The following is an 18915-nucleotide window of genomic DNA, read 5'->3' as shown; positions in this document are numbered from 1 at the left end:
TCTGTGAACCAACCGCGGCAGGCGAACGGGATCCCAGTACTCAGCAACCGGAAGCGATCGAATCGGAAGAGGCGCAATCGGGACGATCGAAACGGCCTTCGAACCTGTAGGCCCATCATCCATGGCGCCACTACGCTACCATACAGGGCAGAGCAAGGCAAGAAGACGCCAGAAGTGACAAGGGTTTTCAGCACTGCCTTGCCTCACGAGCCGTCACGGATCACGACGCATTCCAAATGATACGTGCGATCGATGTCCCCGGCGACCGCTTGGGCCATCGACTCTGAATCGAATCGTCCCACCTGGACGCGATAGCGGCGCCCTTGCGGAAGATCGACCACGACCATCCGGACGTTTTGGTAGCGCCCCTTGAGCTGAATGGCCAGCGCCCGCGCCTTGGCCTCCTCAATGAACGAGGCGACCTGCACGCGCAACGGCTCATCCGTCTCCCCGTCGCTCGGCATTCCGACGACGACCACCTCGACCGGCTGTGTGCCATCGGCGGTCAACCCAATCGCCCGCCCGGCCGCCCATGACAGATCGAGAATCCGCCCTCGCGCGAACGGCCCACGATCGTTGACCCGCACCTGAACTTCACGGCCCGAGACAAGCGATCGCACACGGATCAGCGAACCGAACGGAAGTGTCCGATGGGCTGCCGTGAACTGGTACATGTTGAAGACTTCTCCGCTGGCCGTTCTGTTGCCGTGAAACCCCGGCCCATACCACGACGCCATCCCGCGTTCGGAATACCCGATGCGATAGCGAATCAGATTGGCGCTCGAACGTGACGGAAGACTGCTGCAACCGGCGAGGGACGCCACAAGGAGCCAGACCGTGCAGGATCGCGAGAATCGCATTCAGGGGGTCGATTCGAGCGCGTATCGAAGGGCCACCGGCGTGGTCATGGCGTCGACGTGATGAAGCCTTACACCGCAGACGTGCATGCTAGAACTGATCGAGCGATTCTTCGCGGAGGATCTCCACCGCTTTCTTCGGGTTCGAGACGGTAAGAATGACGATCGCTTTGCCCCCCTCGCGCGACGGCGTATAGTACCCGCTCGTAATATTGATCCTGGCTTCCTTCAGATGCCTGGCAACCTCGCTGAGTGCGCCCGGGCGATTGTCCAGGCTCAGGATCAGTGCCGGCTCTTCCTTGAATTTGATCTTTTCCGACTTGAGTGCCGCCCTCGCCCGTTCCAGATCGGCGACGACGAATCGGATGGTGCCTCTCCGAATCTTGGCCGTGCCGAGTCCTTCGGCTGCCGAAAACGCCTTGATATTCACGCCAGCCGCTCCTAGGACCGAGGCAACACGTGCAAGCACTCCGGGCTTACTCTGCTCGGTGATGACGAGTTGCGTGGTCGTTGGCATAGATCGGTCTCCTTGTGTTATAGACGGTCCACCTACATGGTCGTTCGCAGGTCCTTCCTACCACAATGACGACGGCTAGTATACTGACACGACGGTATCGCGTCCAATTTGACGAAGAGACGCTAGCGTGAGCCGAGCACGACGTCGGCGGCGGTTGTGGTTGTGGGTTCTCCTGCCGATCCTGACCACGGCGATCCTCTACACGTTGATCCTCTACGTGATCTTGACCCTCCCCCGCGGTGAGGACCGGCATGCGCTGAAGATCTATAGCGCCGCGTATGCCTTGATGCCGGGATCGATCCTTGAAAAGCAGGCGCTGGTCGATCGGTTGAACCATCTCGGCTATCGGCCGGTCTATCGCAAACTCCAAGCGCCGGGGGAATATCGCCTCCTCGCGAGCGCCGTCGATATCTACCTCCGCGACTTCGCGTATCCGGACGGCTTCGTCCCCGGTCGGCCCGTCCGGCTGATGCTCGAGGAGCATCGGATCGCGAAAGTCGTCAGTCTTCCCGACGAACAAGACGCAGGACCTGTTTCGTTGGAACCACAGCTCATCGGCGGCGTTGTCGAAGCGTCACGGCAGGTCCGAGAGTGGATTCCCTTGGCCTCGATCCCCGCCCCGGTGATCGATGCGGTCCTGGCGATTGAGGACCATCGGTTCTACCAACACATCGGCCTCGATCCCGTCGGGATCGCGCGAGCGGCCTGGCAGAATCTGAAAGGTGGGGGCGTCGTCCAAGGCGGCAGCACCATCACTCAACAGCTCGCCAAGAATCTCTACTACACGCAGCACCGCACGATGGTCCGCAAACTCAAGGAAGCGCTGGCCGCGCTGATCCTCGAGATGAAGTACTCCAAGCCGCAGATTCTCGAGAGCTACTTGAACGAGATTTATCTGGGACAGTCCGGTTCTGTGGCCATCTACGGCGTCGGCGAGGCTGCGCATTACTATTTCGGCAAGTCGCTCGCGCAACTTGCAGCCTCCGAGGCGGCACTTCTCGCCGGCATGATCAAAGGCCCGAATACCTATGCCCCGGTTCGGAATCCCAAGGGCGCCAAGCAGCGCCGTGATCTCGTGCTGCTCCGGATGAAGCAAGAAGGCAAGCTCACGGACAAGCAGTATCAGGCGGCAGTCGCTTCCCCGATCCGGACCGCGTCACTTCAGCACGGTCTGGCGGACGCGCCCTATTTCATGGACTACATTCTGTCCGCCGTCGATGAGGAGACGGAAAGCACCGGAGGCTTGCGACTCTTCACGACACTCGATCTCGAAATGCAGCGAGTCGCGGAGCAAGCCGTCACCGGCGGTCTCGCTCGCCTTCAGCGCCGCTACAAGGCCTTGCGAACCGATGAGGACCATCTCCAAGCCGCCCTCGTCGCAATCGATCCGAGAACCGGCGGCATTCTGGCGATGGTCGGTGGCCGCGACTATCGAGCCTCTCAGTTCAATCATGCGGTTCAGGCACGCCGACAGGCGGGATCGCTGTTCAAACCGTTCGTCTATCTCGCGGCATTCGAGCGAAGTCTGCAGGAACGAGACGGAGCACTCACCGCCGCGACGCTCCTGGACGACAGACCGCTGACCTTTCCTCAGGACAACGGGTCGTGGTCACCACAGAACTACGATCGCCAATTTCACGGTCAGGTCTCAGTCCGCACTGCCATCGAGCAATCCTTCAACGTACCGGCCGTGCGAGTGGCCCAGACCGTCGGCGTGGCCGAGATTACGCGCCTCTTGCGCAGCGTGGGGATTCAAGGACCGCTCGACGAGCATCTCTCATTGGCGCTGGGCACCTCCGAGGTCTCGCTCCTCGAGATCACGGCTGCCTTCGCTGCGCTGGCTCGGGGCGGCGAATATGTGGCCCCGACCGGCCTTCATGCGCTCGTGGAGCAGGGGAGCGACCGCAGCAGTCGGCCGGCGATCGCGCCACACACGCCTACGCCGGTGACGATTGCGTCTCCACAGGCCACGTATCTCATCACTTCCATTCTGCAAGGCGTGCTACAGCGCGGCACGGCGGCGGCGGCCCGAGCGCTCGGGATTACGGGTGCCGTCGCCGGAAAGACCGGAACAACCGACGATCACCGCGATGCATGGTTTATCGGCTACACGCCGGACATCGTGGTCGGCGTATGGGTCGGGTTCGATGAAGGAACGACGCTCACACTGACCGGGGCTCAAGCGGCCGTACCAATCTGGGCCGAGTTTTTCCGGAAGGCCGCACCACTGCCACCCGAGGCCTTTCCGATTCCGGCCGGGATGGTCTCGCGTACGATCGATCCGCAGACGGGTCAGCTGGCCACGTCGGCGTGCCCCCAATCCGCCGAAGAGTGGTTCATCGAAGGAACGGAACCGATGGAGTTCTGTGAACGTCATAGTCCTGGCATGATCCAACGGTTGAAGGATATGTTCGGCCTCTAGAATGTAGGTACCTGATCGGACGGGTTGTCTCGATGTAGGACAACCTGTTCCGGTCGGGGGACCGGGTCACTGCCACCACCATCGGCCTCGGGCGCGAGACTCACGTGACAACGAGCGGTTGAAGACACTATCCCAGGATTGTTGAACGATCTGCTGCGCCCCCGCTAGGTCTCGTCCTTGCTTGGGTGATCGCGCACGGGTGACGCGGTGAAGTCTTCTTGGCCGGCCTTTGTCGCATTGATCGTACTCGGGATGCTCGGGTCCTTGAGCCCGGACCCCGAACCATTGCCGCAGGGCGAGGCAACGCTGCCGCTCCTCGCGAGGCAGAATACGATTACGGGCACGGTGTACCGAATCGACGGCAAGGCGCACCGGCTGACAGTGCGGACGGATGGCGGACGGACGGTGTCGCTCCCCGTTGAGGAATCGGCCATTTTGAACCGGCTCCACGAGGGAGAGCGAATTGACGTCGAGCTGTTCACTGATCACGGCCACCGTGCCGTACGGGTCATCGCCATCCCTGGCCATCGGACGAGGATGACGATCTGAAGGTCACGCTGGTCGAACGCCGGGCAGGGAGGAATGATATGCGGTCGTTGAAAGTGCCGTTGATGCGAGTGCTGCTGCTTTTGGTCGTCGCTGTCGCCGGGACCTCTGTCACACCGGCATGGTCGCAGTCGATTACCACACCGGTCCCGGGCCAATGGTCAGGCGGGGGCGCACTCGGTTTCTTGAGCAGCACGCCGAGCGGGACCGCGTTCGCGCTCAACTTCAATGCCGATTATTTTCTCAACCGATATTTCTCCGTCGGGCCATTGGCACAAATTGCGGTGGTCGGCGACTTGTCGCAATTCGGCTTGTCAGGCCAAGGCAAGTATTGGATCGATATTCCCGATACCGGTAATCGATTGAAAGCCGTCTTTCAGGCCGGGATCGGATTTCTTCACTCCGATCGCTTCAATTCCGATACCTCGTGGTTGATTCCACTGGGGGCGGGGCTGGATTACGCCATCACGCCTCGCGTCGCATTGACGGCGACATTCCTCCTGAACTTTACAGACATCGACACGGGAAACGGAGCAGGCGCTCATACGATGCCCGGCCTCACGTTCGGCGTTCGATTCTGACAGCGGCGAAAACGACCACACACCTCGCTCCCTTGCCTTCCTCGCTCGATAGATCTCTGTCATCGTTTGTACGATAGACATCGGCATCGAGATAGGATAGTGTTTCGGCGACTTCTCGAAGACGAAGATGTCTTCGAGGCCCAGATATGAGTCGCAGGCAACGGACAATGGCGTCTTCAGCCGGATGGGTTGAGGGCGCCGTTTGTTTTTGTGGCAGCCCTCACCGTCGCAGCGATCACAGAGGTCAATGTTCGGCATGTTTCACCGCCCGAATGAGAAGGAGACGCGCGATGGAGTCGATGACAGAGGTTCGAACGACGAATCCGTCGGTTGGTTCCGACAAGATGTGTCCGACAGTGGAAGAATGGGTTCTCGGTGTGCTCGAAAAGAATGGCATGCAAACCCTCGATCAACTCGGAATGGCCTTGCCGTCGGCCAACTGGGCACAGCTCTTCCTCGCCGTAGACCGTCTCAGTCGATGTGGCGCGATTACGTTGTGGTCGAGTGGACGAGGAGAATATCTGCTCAGGATCAAGCAGCAAGACAAGAAAAGGGTGTCATAACGACCCCGTCATTCCGCTTCAGTAGTAAGACGTTGTCAGGTGAAGGGCGGTGCGGCGGCGTTGTCCCGCCGCGCCGTGCCGATTGAGGAGTGAACGAGAACGGGCCTGGCCGCACCGATGTCATTGCGGCGCGCGTTTCGCTTCTTCCTTTTCCAATCGCTCGAATAGCCGATCCGCATTCTTGCGCACGAAATCCCGCACCTGGCTGTTCAACTCTTTGGCCTGGTCCAACTGATCCTTCACCTGCTCCAGGTCCAGCTTGGCCAATACATAGTACGTACCCTTCTTCTCATCGTAGTACCGATCCACCTGACGCACGCCGTTCAACGTGACGGCCGCAAACGTCTTGATGGCGCGCTCGATATTCTGCTCTTCGGTGGAGCGCTTGAAATCGCCGGCGGTGGTGCTGGCCTCATAGTCTCGCATCAAGTACGCGGTATACGTTTCAAAGCCTCGTGCCACATCGGCTCGCGCACGGTTTTCAGCCGCCTCCCACGCGAGCGGTTCGTTTCGAACTCCTTGCACCGAGCCTACCCCGTAGAACGCCTTGTCCTTATCTGGATAGCCGCCCTTCTTCACCCACTTTGGTGGCCCACTCGAACAGCCCGCCATCAGCATGAGACCGACCAGCCCGGCCATCGTGAACAGCATCGTTCGTTTCATCGTCATCCTCCTCATTCGCCCGTCGAGACCCGGATCATGGGCATTCCGCCTTACTTATGTCAACGCCTGCCGCTCCCATGCGTTGACACCTGGACGAACCCAAGAACCGCTATTACACTTCTTGCCTGAAGACAGGAGGTCGTCCTTATGGCTATCGGCCCTGTACGTCGCCTTCTCTCCTCCCTGCTCTGCGCCGCATCAGTCGGCCTCGCCACATCCGTGCTTGCGGTACAGACGACGGAGCTGACACCGCAGCAGATCTACGAACGGACCGCCCCGGCCGTCGTGTTCATTATAGCGAGTCCGGAGCAGGGAACGGGAATGGGTGGAACGGGCTCGATTGTCCGAAGTGATGGCCTCATCCTCACCAACGCGCATGTCGTCATGGATAAGGCAACCAAGCGTCCCTATCCGCACATATCCGTCTTCCTTCGTCCCGAGCGCGTCACCGGAGATCACAAGAGCGATCTCGCACGTCGGTTTGCAGCTCACGTTGTCGCCGTCAGTGCTACGCTTGATCTCGCCGTACTGCGAGTGGAGGGAGCCGCTCCCCTGCCGGTTGTTCCGTTTGGTGATCCACGAGCGGTGAGAATCGGCGACCGGGTCCTGGCGATCGGCCATCCGGAGCAGGGTGGGCTCTGGACATTGACGTCCGGCGTGATCAGCGCTGAGTTCGAGAATTTCGAACATACGCCCGGCAAACACGTCTTTCAAACCGATACGGGCCTCAATCGCGGGAACTCCGGCGGTCCGCTCCTCGACAGCCAGGGACAGATGATCGGCATCAATACGGCCGTCGCCCGGCTCGCTCCCGATGGCACGCCCATCACGAGCATCAGCTTTGCGATCGACTCCATGGTCGCACAGCGCTGGTTGCAGGACCAGGGTCTTCAACTTGGGCGGATGCCAGTCGCGTCGGTCGATCCTCCTGTGACATCGACCAAGCCGCCTGCCGTCGCGGCCTCTCCCGCAGCACCGGCCAGTCCTCCACCGAAGCCGGCGACGGTTGTCGGTCCTCAAGGCAACACCGAGCCGCACCCGTATGACATGGACCGCTTACTCAAGGACATGAAGCAGCGGCAGATGAAGGAAATGGAAGACATGATCGGCGAAATGCGCGAGAAGTTGAAGCGCTCTCGTTAGCGCTCCCCTCACACCGCCACGGCGACGAGTAGCTTTACACGACATACGTACGCTTCTCGCCGCCGTGCCTTCAGACGACTGTGGACGACACACCGCCACAGACGCTGACCATTCCACCCGGCCAGCCGCGGCATAATATCGACAGAATCTTTCAGTATCGCCGGGGATCACCGTGACTCAAAGGAAAGGAGTGGAATATGCGCATATGGATACTCGCTGCCGCCTTCGCATTGATGCCGTTTCCCGGTTTCGCCGCGTTGGAGACGCAGGTGATCGATAAAGATTGCTGGGTCGAACTGTACGAGGACGATGATTTCGACATGGACGACCCGCACGTGCGGATCCAAGGTCCGGCTCAATTCGCCACGCTGGATAATTTCAACGGCGCAGATTGGGGGAACGACATCGAGAGCCTTATCATGGGGCCGAACGCCTACATGAAGGCGTACGACCGGAAAGACTTCAAAGGCAACGAGGTGGCGTTCGTGCCGAAGCAACGCGTCAAGGACCTTGGGTCCCTCGACATGGCAAACGCCATCGACTCCTTCAAATTGACGTGCGGAGGTCCGGCATCGTGAGGCTGAAGAGGGACCGGGGCGTTACCGCGGCCGACGGTAACGCCTCAGTCTCGCTTGTAGCCGTAGAACCATCGGGCGGTCGTCCCACCGACGTTTCGCACCGTGTGGGCCACGCGGGCCGGAATGAACACCTCATCGCCGACGGCCGGTCGGAATCGCCGTCCCTGCATCGTAAGCTCGATCTCCCCGTCCATGAGCATCACCAACTCATCCACGGAATGGACATAGTCGATCCATTCTTGCCCGGGCGGATCGATCCAGAGGTCGCAGGAGAAACCGCGCGCGTGCCAAGCGGCGCTGATCTGTGTCCTTTCAATATCCGGTGACGCCATCGTGCTGATCAGCCCTTCAACGCCGCGCGCACGATCTGCTGCGCTTCCTCGACGATCGCATCCACGTGCGTCTGGCTCTTGAAGCTTTCGGCGTAGAGCTTATAGATGTGCTCGGTCCCCGACGGCCGCGCGGCGAACCAGCCGTGTGCCGTCACGACTTTGAGGCCGCCAATCGCGGCGCCGTTACCCGGCGCGTTCGTCAGTTTCGCCACGATCGCCTCCCCTGCGAGCTTGTCGGCCTTCACCGCATCGGCGGACAGACGGCTCAGTCGCTTCTTCTCCTCCGGAGAGGCAGGGGCATCGATGCGGACGTAATATGGCGTTCCCAGCTTTCCCGTGAGTTCGCGATAGTGGACGCCGGGATCCTTGCCGGTCTTTGCCGTGATCTCGGCGGCGAGCAGTCCCAGGAGCAATCCGTCCTTGTCAGTGGTCCATACCGTACCGTCACGACGAAGAAAACTCGCGCCCGCACTCTCCTCGCACCCGAAGCAGTACGTGCCGTTGAAGAGACCTGGCGCGAACCATTTGAATCCGACGGGAACTTCCGACAGCTGACGGCCGCGGTCCAGCACGGCGCGATCGATCAAGCCGCTGCTGACGAGCGTCTTCCCGACGACGGCGGCCGTCGGCCAGTGGGGCCGGCTCATCAGCAAGTAAGAAATCGCAACAGCGAGGTAATGGTTGGGATTCATGAGGCCGGCCGACCTCGTCACGATCCCGTGGCGGTCGGCATCAGGGTCATTGCCGAAGGCGACATCGAAGCGATCTTTCAGTTTCACGAGCCCGGTCATCGCGTACGGACTCGAGCAGTCCATTCGAATCTTGCCGTCATGGTCGAGCGGCATGAAGCCGAATGTTGGATCGACGGCCTCGTTGACCACAGTCATCTCTGTCCCGTATCGCTCGTTCACGCGTGACCAGTAGGCCACCGCCGAGCCGCCCAACGGATCGATGCCGATCGTGAGCCGCGCAGCTGCGATCGCCTCCATGTCAAGGACCGATCCCAGATCATCGACATACGCCTCGATGAAGTCGTACACGTGCGTCGTGGCGGCCTTCGTCGCGGCTTCGTAGCTCACGCGCTTGACGCTCTTGTTGCGCTCCCGCAACAAGTCATTCGCCCGATCCTGAATCCATCCGGTCACGTCGGTATCGGCCGGGCCGCCGTGCGGCGGGTTGTACTTGAATCCTCCGTCGGCCGGCGGATTGTGCGACGGCGTCACGACGATGCCGTCCGCGCAGTGATGGGTGCGTCCCCGGTTGTGGACCAAGATCGCGTGCGAGATGACGGGGGTCGGCGTAAAGCCGTCGCTTCGCGCGACATACGTTTGGACGTCGTTCGCCGCCAGTACTTCCAGCGCCGTGCGCTCGGCCGGTCTCGACACTGCGTGGGTGTCCTTGCCGAGATACAGCGGTCCGTCGATGCCCTTCGCGCGTCGGTAGTCGCACATCGCCTGGGTCATCGCCAACACGTGACGCTCGGTAAATGTGCCATCGAGCGGCGTACCGCGATGACCGCTCGTGCCGAAGCTCACGAGCTGGTTCGGATCGTCGACATTCGGCGCGCGCTCATAATACGCGCGCTCGAGCGTTCCCGGGTCGATGAGCAGCTCGGGGCTGGGGCGCTGACCTGCTGATGGGTGGACGGCCATGGACGGTTTTTTGAAAACCTGCGGCTGCAGCGTAGCACGCTTTCGCCTCGTCCGTCAGTAGGACTGGCCGGACGATCGGGTTTTGGAGGGTAATGTAGAACTGAGTCCTATGGGCGACGGCTTCGCATAGTTCGGAGCCGGTTGTCCGAACGCCGGCGGCTCTCACCGAGACTAGCGGGCTGATTCGCTCTGATCTCACTCAACGCCCCCATGACTTGCTCATGAAGTGCCAAAATCTTGCTCCGTTGCCCGACGTTCTGTTCGGCCTGCACAAACAGGCAGTCCTTCAACAGCTCGGCTTGCTCGACGGTCAGGTCCAACTGCACGCGTGATGGATCGCGTTCATTGCTCATGATCTCTCCTGCTGCCACCACATCGGCGCTTCTGATCGCTCACCTCGCCTGCTCACTTCCGGCCCATACCGGCGTCCCATCTTGATGACGGAGTCGCAACCGCTGATCGCGGCGGTCGTTCGTGATCTCCGCCGCAATCAAGACCGGCTTGCCTTCGATAATCTGAGGGGAGCCTTTGACCTCCACTTCGCGCCCCACGTCCAATTCCACGCGCTGAATTTGCTCCTGCATGAACCACTGCGGCGCCACGTGGACACGTACGAGATCATTGTTCGCCTTGAGCGTCAACTCCATGAATGACGTCCCATGCTCCATCTTCACGGTATCGATGTCCGTCACCACCCCTCTGACGGTGCGAAGGGCGTCGGGGTCGAAAAGCCGCTTGGACTCCGTGACCGATTCGTACGGCCGCGCATCGGACGCCCCGGGCCGCCAAGACCTCCGCACGGACATGATTACTCAGCACGAGCGCCATGATGAAGAGTACGGAGAGAATTGCGCCGTTGTTGACCATCATCGCTCTCCCTGTGTCGTGAACGGTGGAGACCTTGGCTCTACCTTGTTCCCTTCGGCATCTTACGGCTCGCGAGCATTCCCGCGCGAGACCCGCTGGTCTTTCCGCCTTTCGCGCTCTTCGGGGTCAGGCTTGCGTCGGCTTCACCGGGTTCGGGGGGCTCCGGAGGCTCTTCGGCGGCATCGTGTTGTCGCGAGAGTCGCTGTCCTTTGACGGGACCCGTTCCTGGAGTCAATTCCGGCTGCGTCCCGTCCTTCGCATGACCACGCGGCGGCACTCTCTCCTGGTTGTCTTGTTCCGACTCAAGCGGGAAATGAGTGATACCCGTTCGCTGTTTGTCGTCATGTTGTACTGACACGTTCATGACTCCTTTGTTGCTTGCTGTCACCAATCTTCCCGTGCTTGCTGCGAACCTGGCACTCGCCTTGTTCGTTTGACAACGGGTGCAAATCCTCTTCCCATTGGAGACCCGTCGAAGCCCGCTTTAGAACGTGCATTCGCCACGCTGACTCGATAGTCGCGACGCTCGCGCGTCTACAGCACGGGACATCGTGTCGACGATGAGCACAACATGGACGTGCTTGATACGGGACGCGCGATACCGCGTGCCCATGCCGATATGGCGTCAGATTTAGACGTGCTCGCTGCCGAGAAGGATGTATGGCGAGAAGGATGTAGAGAATGTACGGAAGTGAAGGGGGGGAATGGTACAACCGCTAGACGTGGCGCGCGCGACGATCAGTGACCTCTTCGGTCAACTCTCGATATCGAAAGCAGTCGATCACGTGATCGTTCACCATTCCGACCGCCTGCATGAACGCATAGCAAATGGTCGTGCCCACGAAGGTAAAGCCACGGCGCTTCAAGTCCTTGCTGAGCGCATCCGACTCGGCGGTCCGGGTGGGAATCGTTCGGAGGCTGCGCCGACGGTTTACCAAGGGCCGGCCGCCGACGAATCGCCACACATACGCATCGAAACTTCCCCATTCCTCCTGCACGGAGAGGAACGCCTTCGCATTCCGGAGGGCCGCCTCGATTTTCATGCGATTTCGAACGATGCCGGGGACTCGATAGCGGTCCCGCTTTTTGAGAATCGTCGACCAACTCAACCCCGCCTGTGCCCCTTCTAAGACGAGAAACTCGAACAGCCGCCGATCATGATGCACCGGCACGCCCCACTCCAGATCATGGTAAGCGATATCAAGGTCCGTTTTGGCCCAAGCACAGCGCATCATACCGATGCTGATACGATCATCGATACTCTTTACTGCAATCGACCTTCCCTGACCGAGCGCGCCTCGCCGACGATCGACGCTGCAGAATCGTACAACAAATGCGCACCATCCTCATACCGCCCGCCGCCGTCGGGAACGCACAATGCATAGAGGATGAGAAGCCGACTCATGCAGGCGAGAGACCAAGAGCACCAATCAGATCGACCCATAAAGAGACATTGAGGAGCACGATCATGCACCACGCAAAAGCCTACGCTGCCGTTAGCGCCACAGCGCCGCTCGCGCCCACGATGATTCCGCGGCGTGATCCGGGCGAACGCGACGTGCACATCGAGATTCTGTTTTGCGGCATCTGCCACTCCGATTATCATCAAGTCCGCAGCGAGTGGAGTGGAACCATCGCGACGACTTACCCGATTGTCCCCGGCCATGAAATCGTCGGCCGGGTGACCAAGGTCGGCCCGGCCGTCACGAAGTACAAGCGCGGTGACCTCGTCGGCGTCGGGTGCATGGTCGACTCGGACGGCACCTGCCCCCAGTGCAACGCCGGGCTTGAGCAGTTCTGCCCGAACCTGACCCTCACCTATAACTCCCCGGACACGCACCTCGGCGGCGTGACGTACGGCGGCTATTCCGAGACCATCGTCGTCGATGAACGCTTCGTCCTCCGCGTGCCACCCAAGCTCGATCCCGCCGGAGCCGCGCCGCTGCTCTGTGCCGGGATCACGACGTATTCACCGATGCGGCATTGGGGAGTGACGAACGGTAAGAAGGTCGGCGTGGTCGGTCTCGGTGGGCTGGGCCACATGGCCGTCAAGTTTGGCCGTGCGCTGGGCGCGCATGTCGCGGTCTTCACCACCTCACCGGGTAAAATGCAAGATGCCCTCCGTCTCGGTGCCGATCAGGTCGTCGTCTCCCGCGATACGGACGAGATGCGAAAGCATACGGGAAGCTTCGATTTCATCCTCGACACCGTGTCGGCCGTTCACGATATCAACGCATACCTCGCCTTGCTCCGCATCGACGGCACCCTCACCGTGGTCGGCGCGCCTGAAAAGTTGTTGAGCGTTTCGGCGTTTTCCTTGATCTTCGGGCGACGCAATCTCTCGGGCTCCAACATTGGCGGCCTCGCCGAAACCCAGGAGATGCTGGACTTCTGCGGAGCACACAACATCGTCGCCGATGTCGAAGTCGTACCGATCCAGAAGGTCAACGAAGCGTACGACAGACTGGTCAAGGCCGATGTAAAGTACCGCTTTTCCATCGACATGGCGTCTCTTAAATCTGAGCCGCTCGTCCGCGAGTCGATCGTCGGTCAAGGCATGGGCTGAGTGCCTGCGTGGCGCCAGGGCAAGGGTCGCGGACGTTCGTTCTTGCGCCTCAGCAGGACGGCACAATTGGACGATCGAGTCAGCCCTCGGGGAGTCGGAAGCCGTGCCGAGAAGGCCGAAACTGTGATAAGCATGTCGTCCGATGGGCGTTCGGACGATCATCAGGCTCGCCGGAACCGTGGCTTTGACCGCTTGTATCGCCGCCTCCGGTTATATTCTGGCTCATCCTGTCCCGGTCGTCCTCATGTTTCACTCGGTGCGTCAGGACGCTCAGGGACAAGATGTGTCACCTGCGCGCTTCAACGGCTTGCTTGCTTCACTCCGCGACGCGCGCGAGCGGCCGGTGCTGACGACCGATAGCTCAGATGAGACCGTGTACCACAGCTTCGTTCCCGATGCGCGCGCAGAAGGACTGCCTGCCATCTTGTTTCTCATGCCGCCGGTCATCGATCGCGCAGGAATGCTCACCTGGGATCAGGTGCGGGAACTCGATCGGGACGGACTGGCCATTGGGTCGCATACCATGACCCATCCATGGTTGCCCGACTTGTCCGACGACGAACTCCGGTGCGAAGTGTGCACGTCGAAAGCGGTGTTGGAAGCGCAACTTCAAAAACCGGTGACTCTGCTCGCCTATCCGTACGGTGCGTTTGATGCTCGGGTGCTGAGAACCGTGCAAGAGTGCGGCTACCAGCGTGCCTATGCCACTGCCCCGGGTCGCCGCGTCGCCGATGACGATCCGTTCGCGATCAAGCGGGTTGCGATGAGTGAAGCCATTCTGGCGAATGGCTGGCTGCGCGCCTTTGCGTTGTCCGGATATTGGATTACGATGCGCGAGCTCGTGCTGACCGTCGTGCCGGTAGAGGTGCCGCGGAAGCCGCGAGACTGGTCTTATCGACAATGGCAACAGACTGAGAAGAAGAGGCTGAACCGATGGTGCCGCTTTGACTGACACGGCGTCACGCAGGCGTGCGTGGGCCATGAACACGCGCCCGACGGGAGGCCCGAGCCGCGGCTTGCACGGTTCACCAGATTCCTGTTGATGATATCAAGAACGGTCCAACCCCCGCGTTGCCCTCTCTACGTACGATCAGCGGCCGTCTCCGCACTGGTTTGCGTGGAGGAGCCTGTCCTTCCCGGTGAAACGATTCGTGAGTGGACGACGAAGCGCGATATTCTGGCCCGCTGATCCTTCTTCCATCATCCACCATGCTACTCTCCCTATGTCTGTCGACGGTCACTCTAATGGTCGGGATTCGCCGCTTCTGCTCGTTGCGGCGCATCCGAATCTTGCAAAAAGGAGAGCCATGAAAATTGAATCGGCGGGATATGGAGCTGTAGCCATATTGGCCCTCGTGTTGGCGTACGATCCCAGCCAGTCGACCGGGTCGGGGACCACCCAAGGTGCAGGAGGAGAGACCGGCACATCGGATCGGGCGCCGGTGGATTCGAAGTCCGGGAAAAATGAAGACAGCGGTTCGGCCACCGGCGCCGTTCGCGACAAGTCGAAGACCGGGATGGAATCAGGCGCAAGTCACGGTTCGACACGAAATCAGGATGCCGGCAGGACGATGGATCAATCAGGAGGTGGGACGACGTCCGGAGCAGCACGATCACGAAAGTAGGAACGGCGGTCTAGTGAAATCGTATCGGCTTCCCGGCAAGTCGCATCGGTAACGTCCTGCCTTGTTCAAGGCCCATCCCTGAGTTCATTCACGAACCGGTGGCGCTTCCGCCGTCACTTCGTCGAGACGCGCCCCGCGGCGGAAGCGTTACGTAAGCCGCGTCACACTCTTTCGCGCTAAGCTCTCACCGTCACACTGTCCATCTCTTTCTAAAAGCCGTCATCGCGAGCAGGCGGCGCTCGGGCGCGGTGTCTGATGCTCGGAACAGGCGTCCTCATGTTAGGAGTAACATCTGGGGCGACAACGTGCGCCCACTCTTTGTTGAGCCGAGTGAAGACTCACGGACCGGACCGCGCTCATCGTTCGGAGCCGCGGTGGCTCTGATTGCAGGGTGTCATGCCAAGGATGGGAAAGCTGGGGAAAATCGGGGTTGGAATCGCGGGGATTGTCCTGACTCTTCTGCTCATCGTTGTGATCGCCGCCGCTCTTCTTCAAGACCGCGTGCGGGCGTTGACGGAGCAGGAAATCAATCGCCGCGCGGGCAACTATGAGGTACGCATTGCCAAGCTCAGCCTTCATCCACTGAGACTCGCCGTAGAGCTGCACGACGTGCTCGTCAGAGACAAGCGCCATCCTGATCCTGCGCTTCTCGAACTACCCCAGGGCACAATTGGAGTCTGGTGGAGCGGGCTCCTACGTGGCCGAGTGATGGGCGAGGTGGTGCTCGACGGGCCACGAGCCGTATTGGATCAGCCCCAGCGCGCCCAGGTGGGTCGGGATGTCAAGAAGCACGCGCCAAGCATGGAGGAGCAACAGGCGTGGCAGGACAAAATTCTCGGCCTCATGCCGGTCGCGGTGTCCATTGCGCTGCGCGATGGGACCGTGACGTATCGAGAACAGGGACGGCCTGTCGCCACGCTGAGTCATCTCTCGGTTCTCGCGGGACCAATTCGCAATGAAGCAGTCGAGCAGGGCCGCTATCCGGCATCGATTCGTCTCAGCGGCCGGATCAACGAGAGCGCCGACATTGAGCTTCAGGGCGGCCTCAATGCGTTTGCCAAACCACACCCGGCAGGGAAAGCACATGTAGCCCTGCATCACCTGGCCCTGGCCCCCCTGCAGCCGCTCGCCGATCATTATCATGTGAAGTTCTATCAAGGGCAGGTGAGTTTCGACGGGGACGTCGAATACGCGCCATGGCGCAAAGAGTACACCTTGCACGACGTCACGCTTGAGCAGGTCAGGACGAATTATATCTACCAGCCCGAGGCACACAAACCGGAACAGCACGCGGCGAAGAAAGGCGCACAGAAGACGAAGGAAGCGGCGGAGGAACCGGAAACGGTCATTCGCGCCGAGCACGTGAAGATTGCCGACAGTGAGTTCGGAGTGGTGCATGTCGGGGTTGATCCCCCGTACCGCGTGTTTGTCGATCAGGCCTTTGCCGATCTCAAGAACTTCAGCACGGACTTACGAGAGAAGGCAGCGGAATTGACGGTGAAGGGCCGCTTTATGGCCTCCGGCGCGCTCGACGCGCGCGGGCTGTTTCGACCCGATCCGCGTGCTCCGGACTTCGATGTGAGTATTAAATTGGAACACGCGCAGGTGAAGATGCTGAATGACCTGCTGCAGGCACACGGGCACATCGACGTGGCCGGCGGAGAATTTTTCGTCTACTCGCAGTTCAACGTTCAGCACGGGCAGATCAAGGGATATGTGAAGCCGATCATCCGGAACCTCGATGTGTACGATCCAGGCCAGGAGCGGGGCAAGGGCGTGGTGCAGAAAGTCTATGAAGGCGTGGTGGGTGGCACGACGGAGCTGCTGCAGAACCGAGAATCTGAAGAAGCGGGCACGCAGGTGGAGGTCAGTGGGACGTTAAAGAACACGCAACTCGATGCGTGGCAGGCCGCGATGCGCCTCATCCAGAACGCCTTCTTTCAGCTCATCGTGCCACGCTTCGAGCGCCCGGTCCGTCCCGCGACGAAGGCTGTGCTGACCGTGGAATAGTCCCGCGCGGGATCGACGGCGGCTTTGCCGCCGTCGATCCCCAAACAGCAAGGAGCAGAAGACATGGAACCGCGGACCGAAGGAACGGGAGAGACCGTGAGTGAGGTCAAGCAGGTCATCGATCAGAAGTTGGAGGATGTCGAGGTCCGAGTCGACGCGGCGGCGGAAGGCGCCAAGAAGGCCGTCCACCAACTGCGGGCCGAGTCCGAGCAGGCCGTGGGCCGCTTACTTCAGGATCTCGCCCGTGGCTGGCGGCGGGTCGAACGGAATCTCGAGGCACAACTCGCGCAACGGCCGTGGACGGTCCTCGGCGGCATGGTGCTGATCGCGTTCGTCTTGTCGCGTTGGCAGCGATCCCGCACACGGGGCAACAGAACAATGACCCGTCCTCGCTGACATCGCCGTCGTCCCCTATGACGGTTCGACTCCCTGCCTCCCTTCATCCGAATCCGCACGTCCTGCTTGGAGAGCGCCGCTCGCCGTTGCACGGCACAAAGTTTCGTTCGGCGACTGGGTATCTCACTCAGCCGCCATCTCGCGTTTGACCTCTCATCGAGAGCTGGTTCGGAAATGATTCGGCAGAAGCATAATGCAGTTCGGGTTGAACCCTTGTGCTTTGAGCGTGTCGATGTCCCGCAGTCTCTCGCCAGTCCGTAGATCAATCGCCGTCACCGAGCCGTCACTCATCCCCTCCAAATTGAGGAAGCTGTTTTGCACGAACAGATATCGTTCATCCGGGGACAGGATCGTATGATGCGCGCCAGGCGCTGCGGCGATCGCGTGGAGAAACTTCGGGTGTCGCGGGTCGGTGTTGTCGTACACGTTGACATGCCCCGGCTTGGCCGTCGTGACATACAAGCGATCACCGTTCGCGTTGTACAGCATCTCCAACGGCACGCCTTGTTGCCGCGCGCCGAAATCGTCGACCTGATGGAATGAAAATGTCTTGCTCGTCGGCTCCCACGTACCCGCCCACATCGTTCCCTCCAGCATATTGGTGACGTGGACGACCGGCGGCTCGGTCTGAGGCGAGAACATGATTTCCACCGGCGCGGCCTTCGACGGCGAAGGCTTCGACGACAGCTTGTGCGTGGACAGCACCTTCCCGGTCGTGGCTTCGAGCACCGTGACCGTTTCACCGGCCTCCGCCATATCGTCCGGCTTCACGGTACTGGTGATGAGCACTCGGTCGATCCCATTGTGGATCGCAATGCCGTGCGGATAGCTAATAAATGCGGCCGCCGGCGCAGGCGGGCTCAGGGCTTTGAGCGGTCGGTCCGTCACCGCATCACCTATAATGACGTTACTGGATCCCATACAGGTGAGATACCAGGTTCGGTTGTCCTCGGACACGACGAGGTCTTCCAATACCTGACAGTCGGGCACCGCGATGGCCTGCAGGCGATACGGGAAGCGGGTCAGGTCGATGACATGGAGCACGCTTTTCCCGAGCGCCGTGATGTACGCCTTCGTCTTATCTCGGTTGAAAAAGATGTGATGCGCGACCAGGTCGGACGGCAGCGGTATCTCCATGAGGATCTTGCCGAAGTCCGGAGACGCAGGATCGACCTCCATGATCGCGATGCCTTCTTTTCTCACCGGCTGGCCCGGTTTGCTCTCATAATTCAGGAGCGCAAGGATCTCGGACGACGCAAGCGAGATCGACGAGAGCAGGAACAACATCGTCAATGCAGTGAGACGTAATGGCTTCATCGTGCCCTCCTGTATGCTGCGACTCCGTGGAAGAGAACGTCGATCGCTTCTTCTCTACCACGTGCGAGGCCAGAGTTCATCACCAAGTTCAATCGACTGATTGCGACAATCGCCGAAGCCTATTCGTCGGCACGATCGCTCGGCGCTGGCTCGGCATGACGCCAGCATAGCGGCATGAACGCCGCCTGTCTTATCCGGGAGTCTGACTCTCTTATCAGGCGGCGAGTTGGCTTCGGTTTGGCTTGCTTTGGCGTCCGCCTGAATGTGCCGCCTACGCGTG

Annotated in this window: 21 protein-coding genes; 11 read left to right on the top strand and 10 right to left on the bottom strand. The window is 60.5% G+C overall.

Annotated elements, in window-relative coordinates; all coding sequences use genetic code 11:
* Window positions 1–203 precede the first annotated feature (203 nt).
* Together AC1U7K_RS10150 and AC1U7K_RS10145 are read right to left on the bottom strand one after the other, a co-directional pair.
* Window positions 204–860, bottom strand: coding sequence for a septal ring lytic transglycosylase RlpA family protein (locus tag AC1U7K_RS10150; RefSeq protein WP_480251112.1), 657 nt, complete (start codon window positions 858–860; stop codon window positions 204–206).
* An 88-nt stretch (window positions 861–948) separates the two neighbouring features.
* The gene (locus AC1U7K_RS10145) at window positions 949–1374 is read right to left on the bottom strand and encodes an ACT domain-containing protein (RefSeq protein ID WP_480251111.1); all 426 of its coding nucleotides are present in this window, start codon (window positions 1372–1374) and stop codon (window positions 949–951) included.
* Between the two features lie 127 nt (window positions 1375–1501).
* Here AC1U7K_RS10145 and AC1U7K_RS10140 point away from each other — a divergent pair, with 127 nt between their 5' ends.
* From AC1U7K_RS10140 to AC1U7K_RS10125, 4 genes are all read left to right on the top strand, one after another.
* Complete coding sequence (locus tag AC1U7K_RS10140; protein WP_480251110.1) at window positions 1502–3796, top strand: PBP1A family penicillin-binding protein; 2295 nt, start codon at window positions 1502–1504, stop codon at window positions 3794–3796.
* Between the two features lie 207 nt (window positions 3797–4003).
* Window positions 4004–4345, top strand: coding sequence for a hypothetical protein (locus AC1U7K_RS10135; protein ID WP_480251109.1), 342 nt, complete (start codon window positions 4004–4006; stop codon window positions 4343–4345).
* Window positions 4346–4383: 38 nt separating this feature from the next.
* Complete coding sequence (locus AC1U7K_RS10130) at window positions 4384–4923, top strand: hypothetical protein (protein WP_480251107.1); 540 nt, start codon at window positions 4384–4386, stop codon at window positions 4921–4923.
* A 290-nt stretch (window positions 4924–5213) separates the two neighbouring features.
* The gene (locus AC1U7K_RS10125) at window positions 5214–5486 is read left to right on the top strand and encodes a hypothetical protein (protein WP_480251106.1); all 273 of its coding nucleotides are present in this window, start codon (window positions 5214–5216) and stop codon (window positions 5484–5486) included.
* Between the two features lie 120 nt (window positions 5487–5606).
* On the opposite strand, the gene AC1U7K_RS10120 is transcribed toward AC1U7K_RS10125, so the two are convergent.
* Entirely contained in the window at window positions 5607–6149 is a 543-nt protein-coding gene (locus tag AC1U7K_RS10120; RefSeq protein WP_480251105.1) for an LPP20 family lipoprotein, read from the bottom strand.
* Window positions 6150–6296: 147 nt separating this feature from the next.
* Here AC1U7K_RS10120 and AC1U7K_RS10115 point away from each other — a divergent pair, with 147 nt between their 5' ends.
* Window positions 6297–7292 carry a S1C family serine protease gene (locus AC1U7K_RS10115; RefSeq protein WP_480251103.1) on the top strand — a complete coding sequence of 332 codons (996 nt, stop codon included), beginning with the start codon at window positions 6297–6299 and terminating at the stop codon, window positions 7290–7292.
* Window positions 7293–7489: 197 nt separating this feature from the next.
* The gene (locus tag AC1U7K_RS10110; RefSeq protein WP_480251102.1) at window positions 7490–7870 is read left to right on the top strand and encodes a hypothetical protein; all 381 of its coding nucleotides are present in this window, start codon (window positions 7490–7492) and stop codon (window positions 7868–7870) included.
* Window positions 7871–7914: 44 nt separating this feature from the next.
* Here the strand turns inward: AC1U7K_RS10110 and AC1U7K_RS10105 are convergent, their stop codons facing one another.
* The 6 genes from AC1U7K_RS10105 to AC1U7K_RS10080 all read right to left on the bottom strand — a co-directional run bounded on the left by AC1U7K_RS10105 (window position 7915) and on the right by AC1U7K_RS10080 (window position 11956).
* Window positions 7915–8202: a cupin domain-containing protein gene (locus AC1U7K_RS10105; RefSeq protein WP_480251100.1), complete on the bottom strand. Its 288-nt coding sequence runs from the start codon at window positions 8200–8202 to the stop codon at window positions 7915–7917.
* Between the two features lie 8 nt (window positions 8203–8210).
* The gene (pgm, locus tag AC1U7K_RS10100) at window positions 8211–9854 is read right to left on the bottom strand and encodes a phosphoglucomutase (alpha-D-glucose-1,6-bisphosphate-dependent) (protein WP_480251099.1); all 1644 of its coding nucleotides are present in this window, start codon (window positions 9852–9854) and stop codon (window positions 8211–8213) included.
* A 107-nt stretch (window positions 9855–9961) separates the two neighbouring features.
* The gene (locus AC1U7K_RS10095; RefSeq protein ID WP_480251097.1) at window positions 9962–10207 is read right to left on the bottom strand and encodes a hypothetical protein; all 246 of its coding nucleotides are present in this window, start codon (window positions 10205–10207) and stop codon (window positions 9962–9964) included.
* Window positions 10208–10246: 39 nt separating this feature from the next.
* Entirely contained in the window at window positions 10247–10660 is a 414-nt protein-coding gene (locus AC1U7K_RS10090; RefSeq protein ID WP_480251096.1) for a MamS/MamX family magnetosome protein, read from the bottom strand.
* 101 nt (window positions 10661–10761) lie between these two features.
* On the bottom strand, window positions 10762–11085 hold the full coding sequence (locus AC1U7K_RS10085) for a hypothetical protein (RefSeq protein ID WP_480251094.1): 324 nt from the start codon (window positions 11083–11085) through the stop codon (window positions 10762–10764).
* A gap of 352 nt (window positions 11086–11437) precedes the next feature.
* Window positions 11438–11956 carry a DNA-3-methyladenine glycosylase I gene (locus AC1U7K_RS10080; protein ID WP_480251093.1) on the bottom strand — a complete coding sequence of 173 codons (519 nt, stop codon included), beginning with the start codon at window positions 11954–11956 and terminating at the stop codon, window positions 11438–11440.
* 233 nt (window positions 11957–12189) lie between these two features.
* Between AC1U7K_RS10080 and AC1U7K_RS10075 the strand changes: the two genes are divergently transcribed.
* The 5 genes from AC1U7K_RS10075 to AC1U7K_RS10055 all read left to right on the top strand — a co-directional run bounded on the left by AC1U7K_RS10075 (window position 12190) and on the right by AC1U7K_RS10055 (window position 17318).
* Window positions 12190–13287 carry an NAD(P)-dependent alcohol dehydrogenase gene (locus AC1U7K_RS10075; RefSeq protein ID WP_480251092.1) on the top strand — a complete coding sequence of 366 codons (1098 nt, stop codon included), beginning with the start codon at window positions 12190–12192 and terminating at the stop codon, window positions 13285–13287.
* 142 nt (window positions 13288–13429) lie between these two features.
* Complete coding sequence (locus tag AC1U7K_RS10070) at window positions 13430–14239, top strand: polysaccharide deacetylase family protein (RefSeq protein ID WP_480251091.1); 810 nt, start codon at window positions 13430–13432, stop codon at window positions 14237–14239.
* Between the two features lie 355 nt (window positions 14240–14594).
* Window positions 14595–14912 carry a hypothetical protein gene (locus tag AC1U7K_RS10065; RefSeq protein ID WP_480251089.1) on the top strand — a complete coding sequence of 106 codons (318 nt, stop codon included), beginning with the start codon at window positions 14595–14597 and terminating at the stop codon, window positions 14910–14912.
* A gap of 396 nt (window positions 14913–15308) precedes the next feature.
* A complete protein-coding gene (locus AC1U7K_RS10060) occupies window positions 15309–16922 on the top strand; it encodes an AsmA family protein (protein ID WP_480251088.1) in 1614 nt (537 codons plus the stop codon).
* Between the two features lie 63 nt (window positions 16923–16985).
* The gene (locus AC1U7K_RS10055; protein WP_480251087.1) at window positions 16986–17318 is read left to right on the top strand and encodes a hypothetical protein; all 333 of its coding nucleotides are present in this window, start codon (window positions 16986–16988) and stop codon (window positions 17316–17318) included.
* 153 nt (window positions 17319–17471) lie between these two features.
* Here the strand turns inward: AC1U7K_RS10055 and AC1U7K_RS10050 are convergent, their stop codons facing one another.
* Window positions 17472–18635, bottom strand: a complete 1164-nt coding sequence (locus AC1U7K_RS10050) for a YncE family protein (protein ID WP_480251086.1) — start codon at window positions 18633–18635, stop codon at window positions 17472–17474.
* Between the last annotated feature and the right edge of the window lie 280 nt (window positions 18636–18915).

The sequence above is a fragment of the Nitrospira sp. Vd2 genome, assembly GCF_979581665.1.
The sequence above is the reverse complement of the archived record's forward strand: the minus strand, read 5'-3'. Positions and strand labels throughout refer to the sequence as shown.

Coding starts and splice junctions, on each gene's coding strand:
- AC1U7K_RS10065 (WP_480251089.1), top strand. CDS start 14,595: ATGAAAATTGAATCGGCGGGATATGGAGCTGTAGCCATATTGGCCCTC.
- AC1U7K_RS10110 (WP_480251102.1), top strand. CDS start 7,490: ATGCGCATATGGATACTCGCTGCCGCCTTCGCATTGATGCCGTTTCCC.
- AC1U7K_RS10125 (WP_480251106.1), top strand. CDS start 5,214: ATGGAGTCGATGACAGAGGTTCGAACGACGAATCCGTCGGTTGGTTCC.
- AC1U7K_RS10095 (WP_480251097.1), bottom strand. CDS start 10,207: ATGAGCAATGAACGCGATCCATCACGCGTGCAGTTGGACCTGACCGTC.
- AC1U7K_RS10075 (WP_480251092.1), top strand. CDS start 12,190: ATGCACCACGCAAAAGCCTACGCTGCCGTTAGCGCCACAGCGCCGCTC.
- AC1U7K_RS10060 (WP_480251088.1), top strand. CDS start 15,309: ATGCCAAGGATGGGAAAGCTGGGGAAAATCGGGGTTGGAATCGCGGGG.
- AC1U7K_RS10080 (WP_480251093.1), bottom strand. CDS start 11,956: ATGATGCGCTGTGCTTGGGCCAAAACGGACCTTGATATCGCTTACCAT.
- AC1U7K_RS10130 (WP_480251107.1), top strand. CDS start 4,384: ATGCGGTCGTTGAAAGTGCCGTTGATGCGAGTGCTGCTGCTTTTGGTC.
- AC1U7K_RS10050 (WP_480251086.1), bottom strand. CDS start 18,635: ATGAAGCCATTACGTCTCACTGCATTGACGATGTTGTTCCTGCTCTCG.
- AC1U7K_RS10120 (WP_480251105.1), bottom strand. CDS start 6,149: ATGAAACGAACGATGCTGTTCACGATGGCCGGGCTGGTCGGTCTCATG.
- AC1U7K_RS10105 (WP_480251100.1), bottom strand. CDS start 8,202: ATGGCGTCACCGGATATTGAAAGGACACAGATCAGCGCCGCTTGGCAC.
- pgm (WP_480251099.1), bottom strand. CDS start 9,854: ATGGCCGTCCACCCATCAGCAGGTCAGCGCCCCAGCCCCGAGCTGCTC.
- AC1U7K_RS10090 (WP_480251096.1), bottom strand. CDS start 10,660: ATGTCCGTGCGGAGGTCTTGGCGGCCCGGGGCGTCCGATGCGCGGCCG.
- AC1U7K_RS10055 (WP_480251087.1), top strand. CDS start 16,986: ATGGAACCGCGGACCGAAGGAACGGGAGAGACCGTGAGTGAGGTCAAG.
- AC1U7K_RS10115 (WP_480251103.1), top strand. CDS start 6,297: ATGGCTATCGGCCCTGTACGTCGCCTTCTCTCCTCCCTGCTCTGCGCC.
- AC1U7K_RS10085 (WP_480251094.1), bottom strand. CDS start 11,085: ATGAACGTGTCAGTACAACATGACGACAAACAGCGAACGGGTATCACT.
- AC1U7K_RS10145 (WP_480251111.1), bottom strand. CDS start 1,374: ATGCCAACGACCACGCAACTCGTCATCACCGAGCAGAGTAAGCCCGGA.
- AC1U7K_RS10070 (WP_480251091.1), top strand. CDS start 13,430: ATGGGCGTTCGGACGATCATCAGGCTCGCCGGAACCGTGGCTTTGACC.
- AC1U7K_RS10150 (WP_480251112.1), bottom strand. CDS start 860: ATGCGATTCTCGCGATCCTGCACGGTCTGGCTCCTTGTGGCGTCCCTC.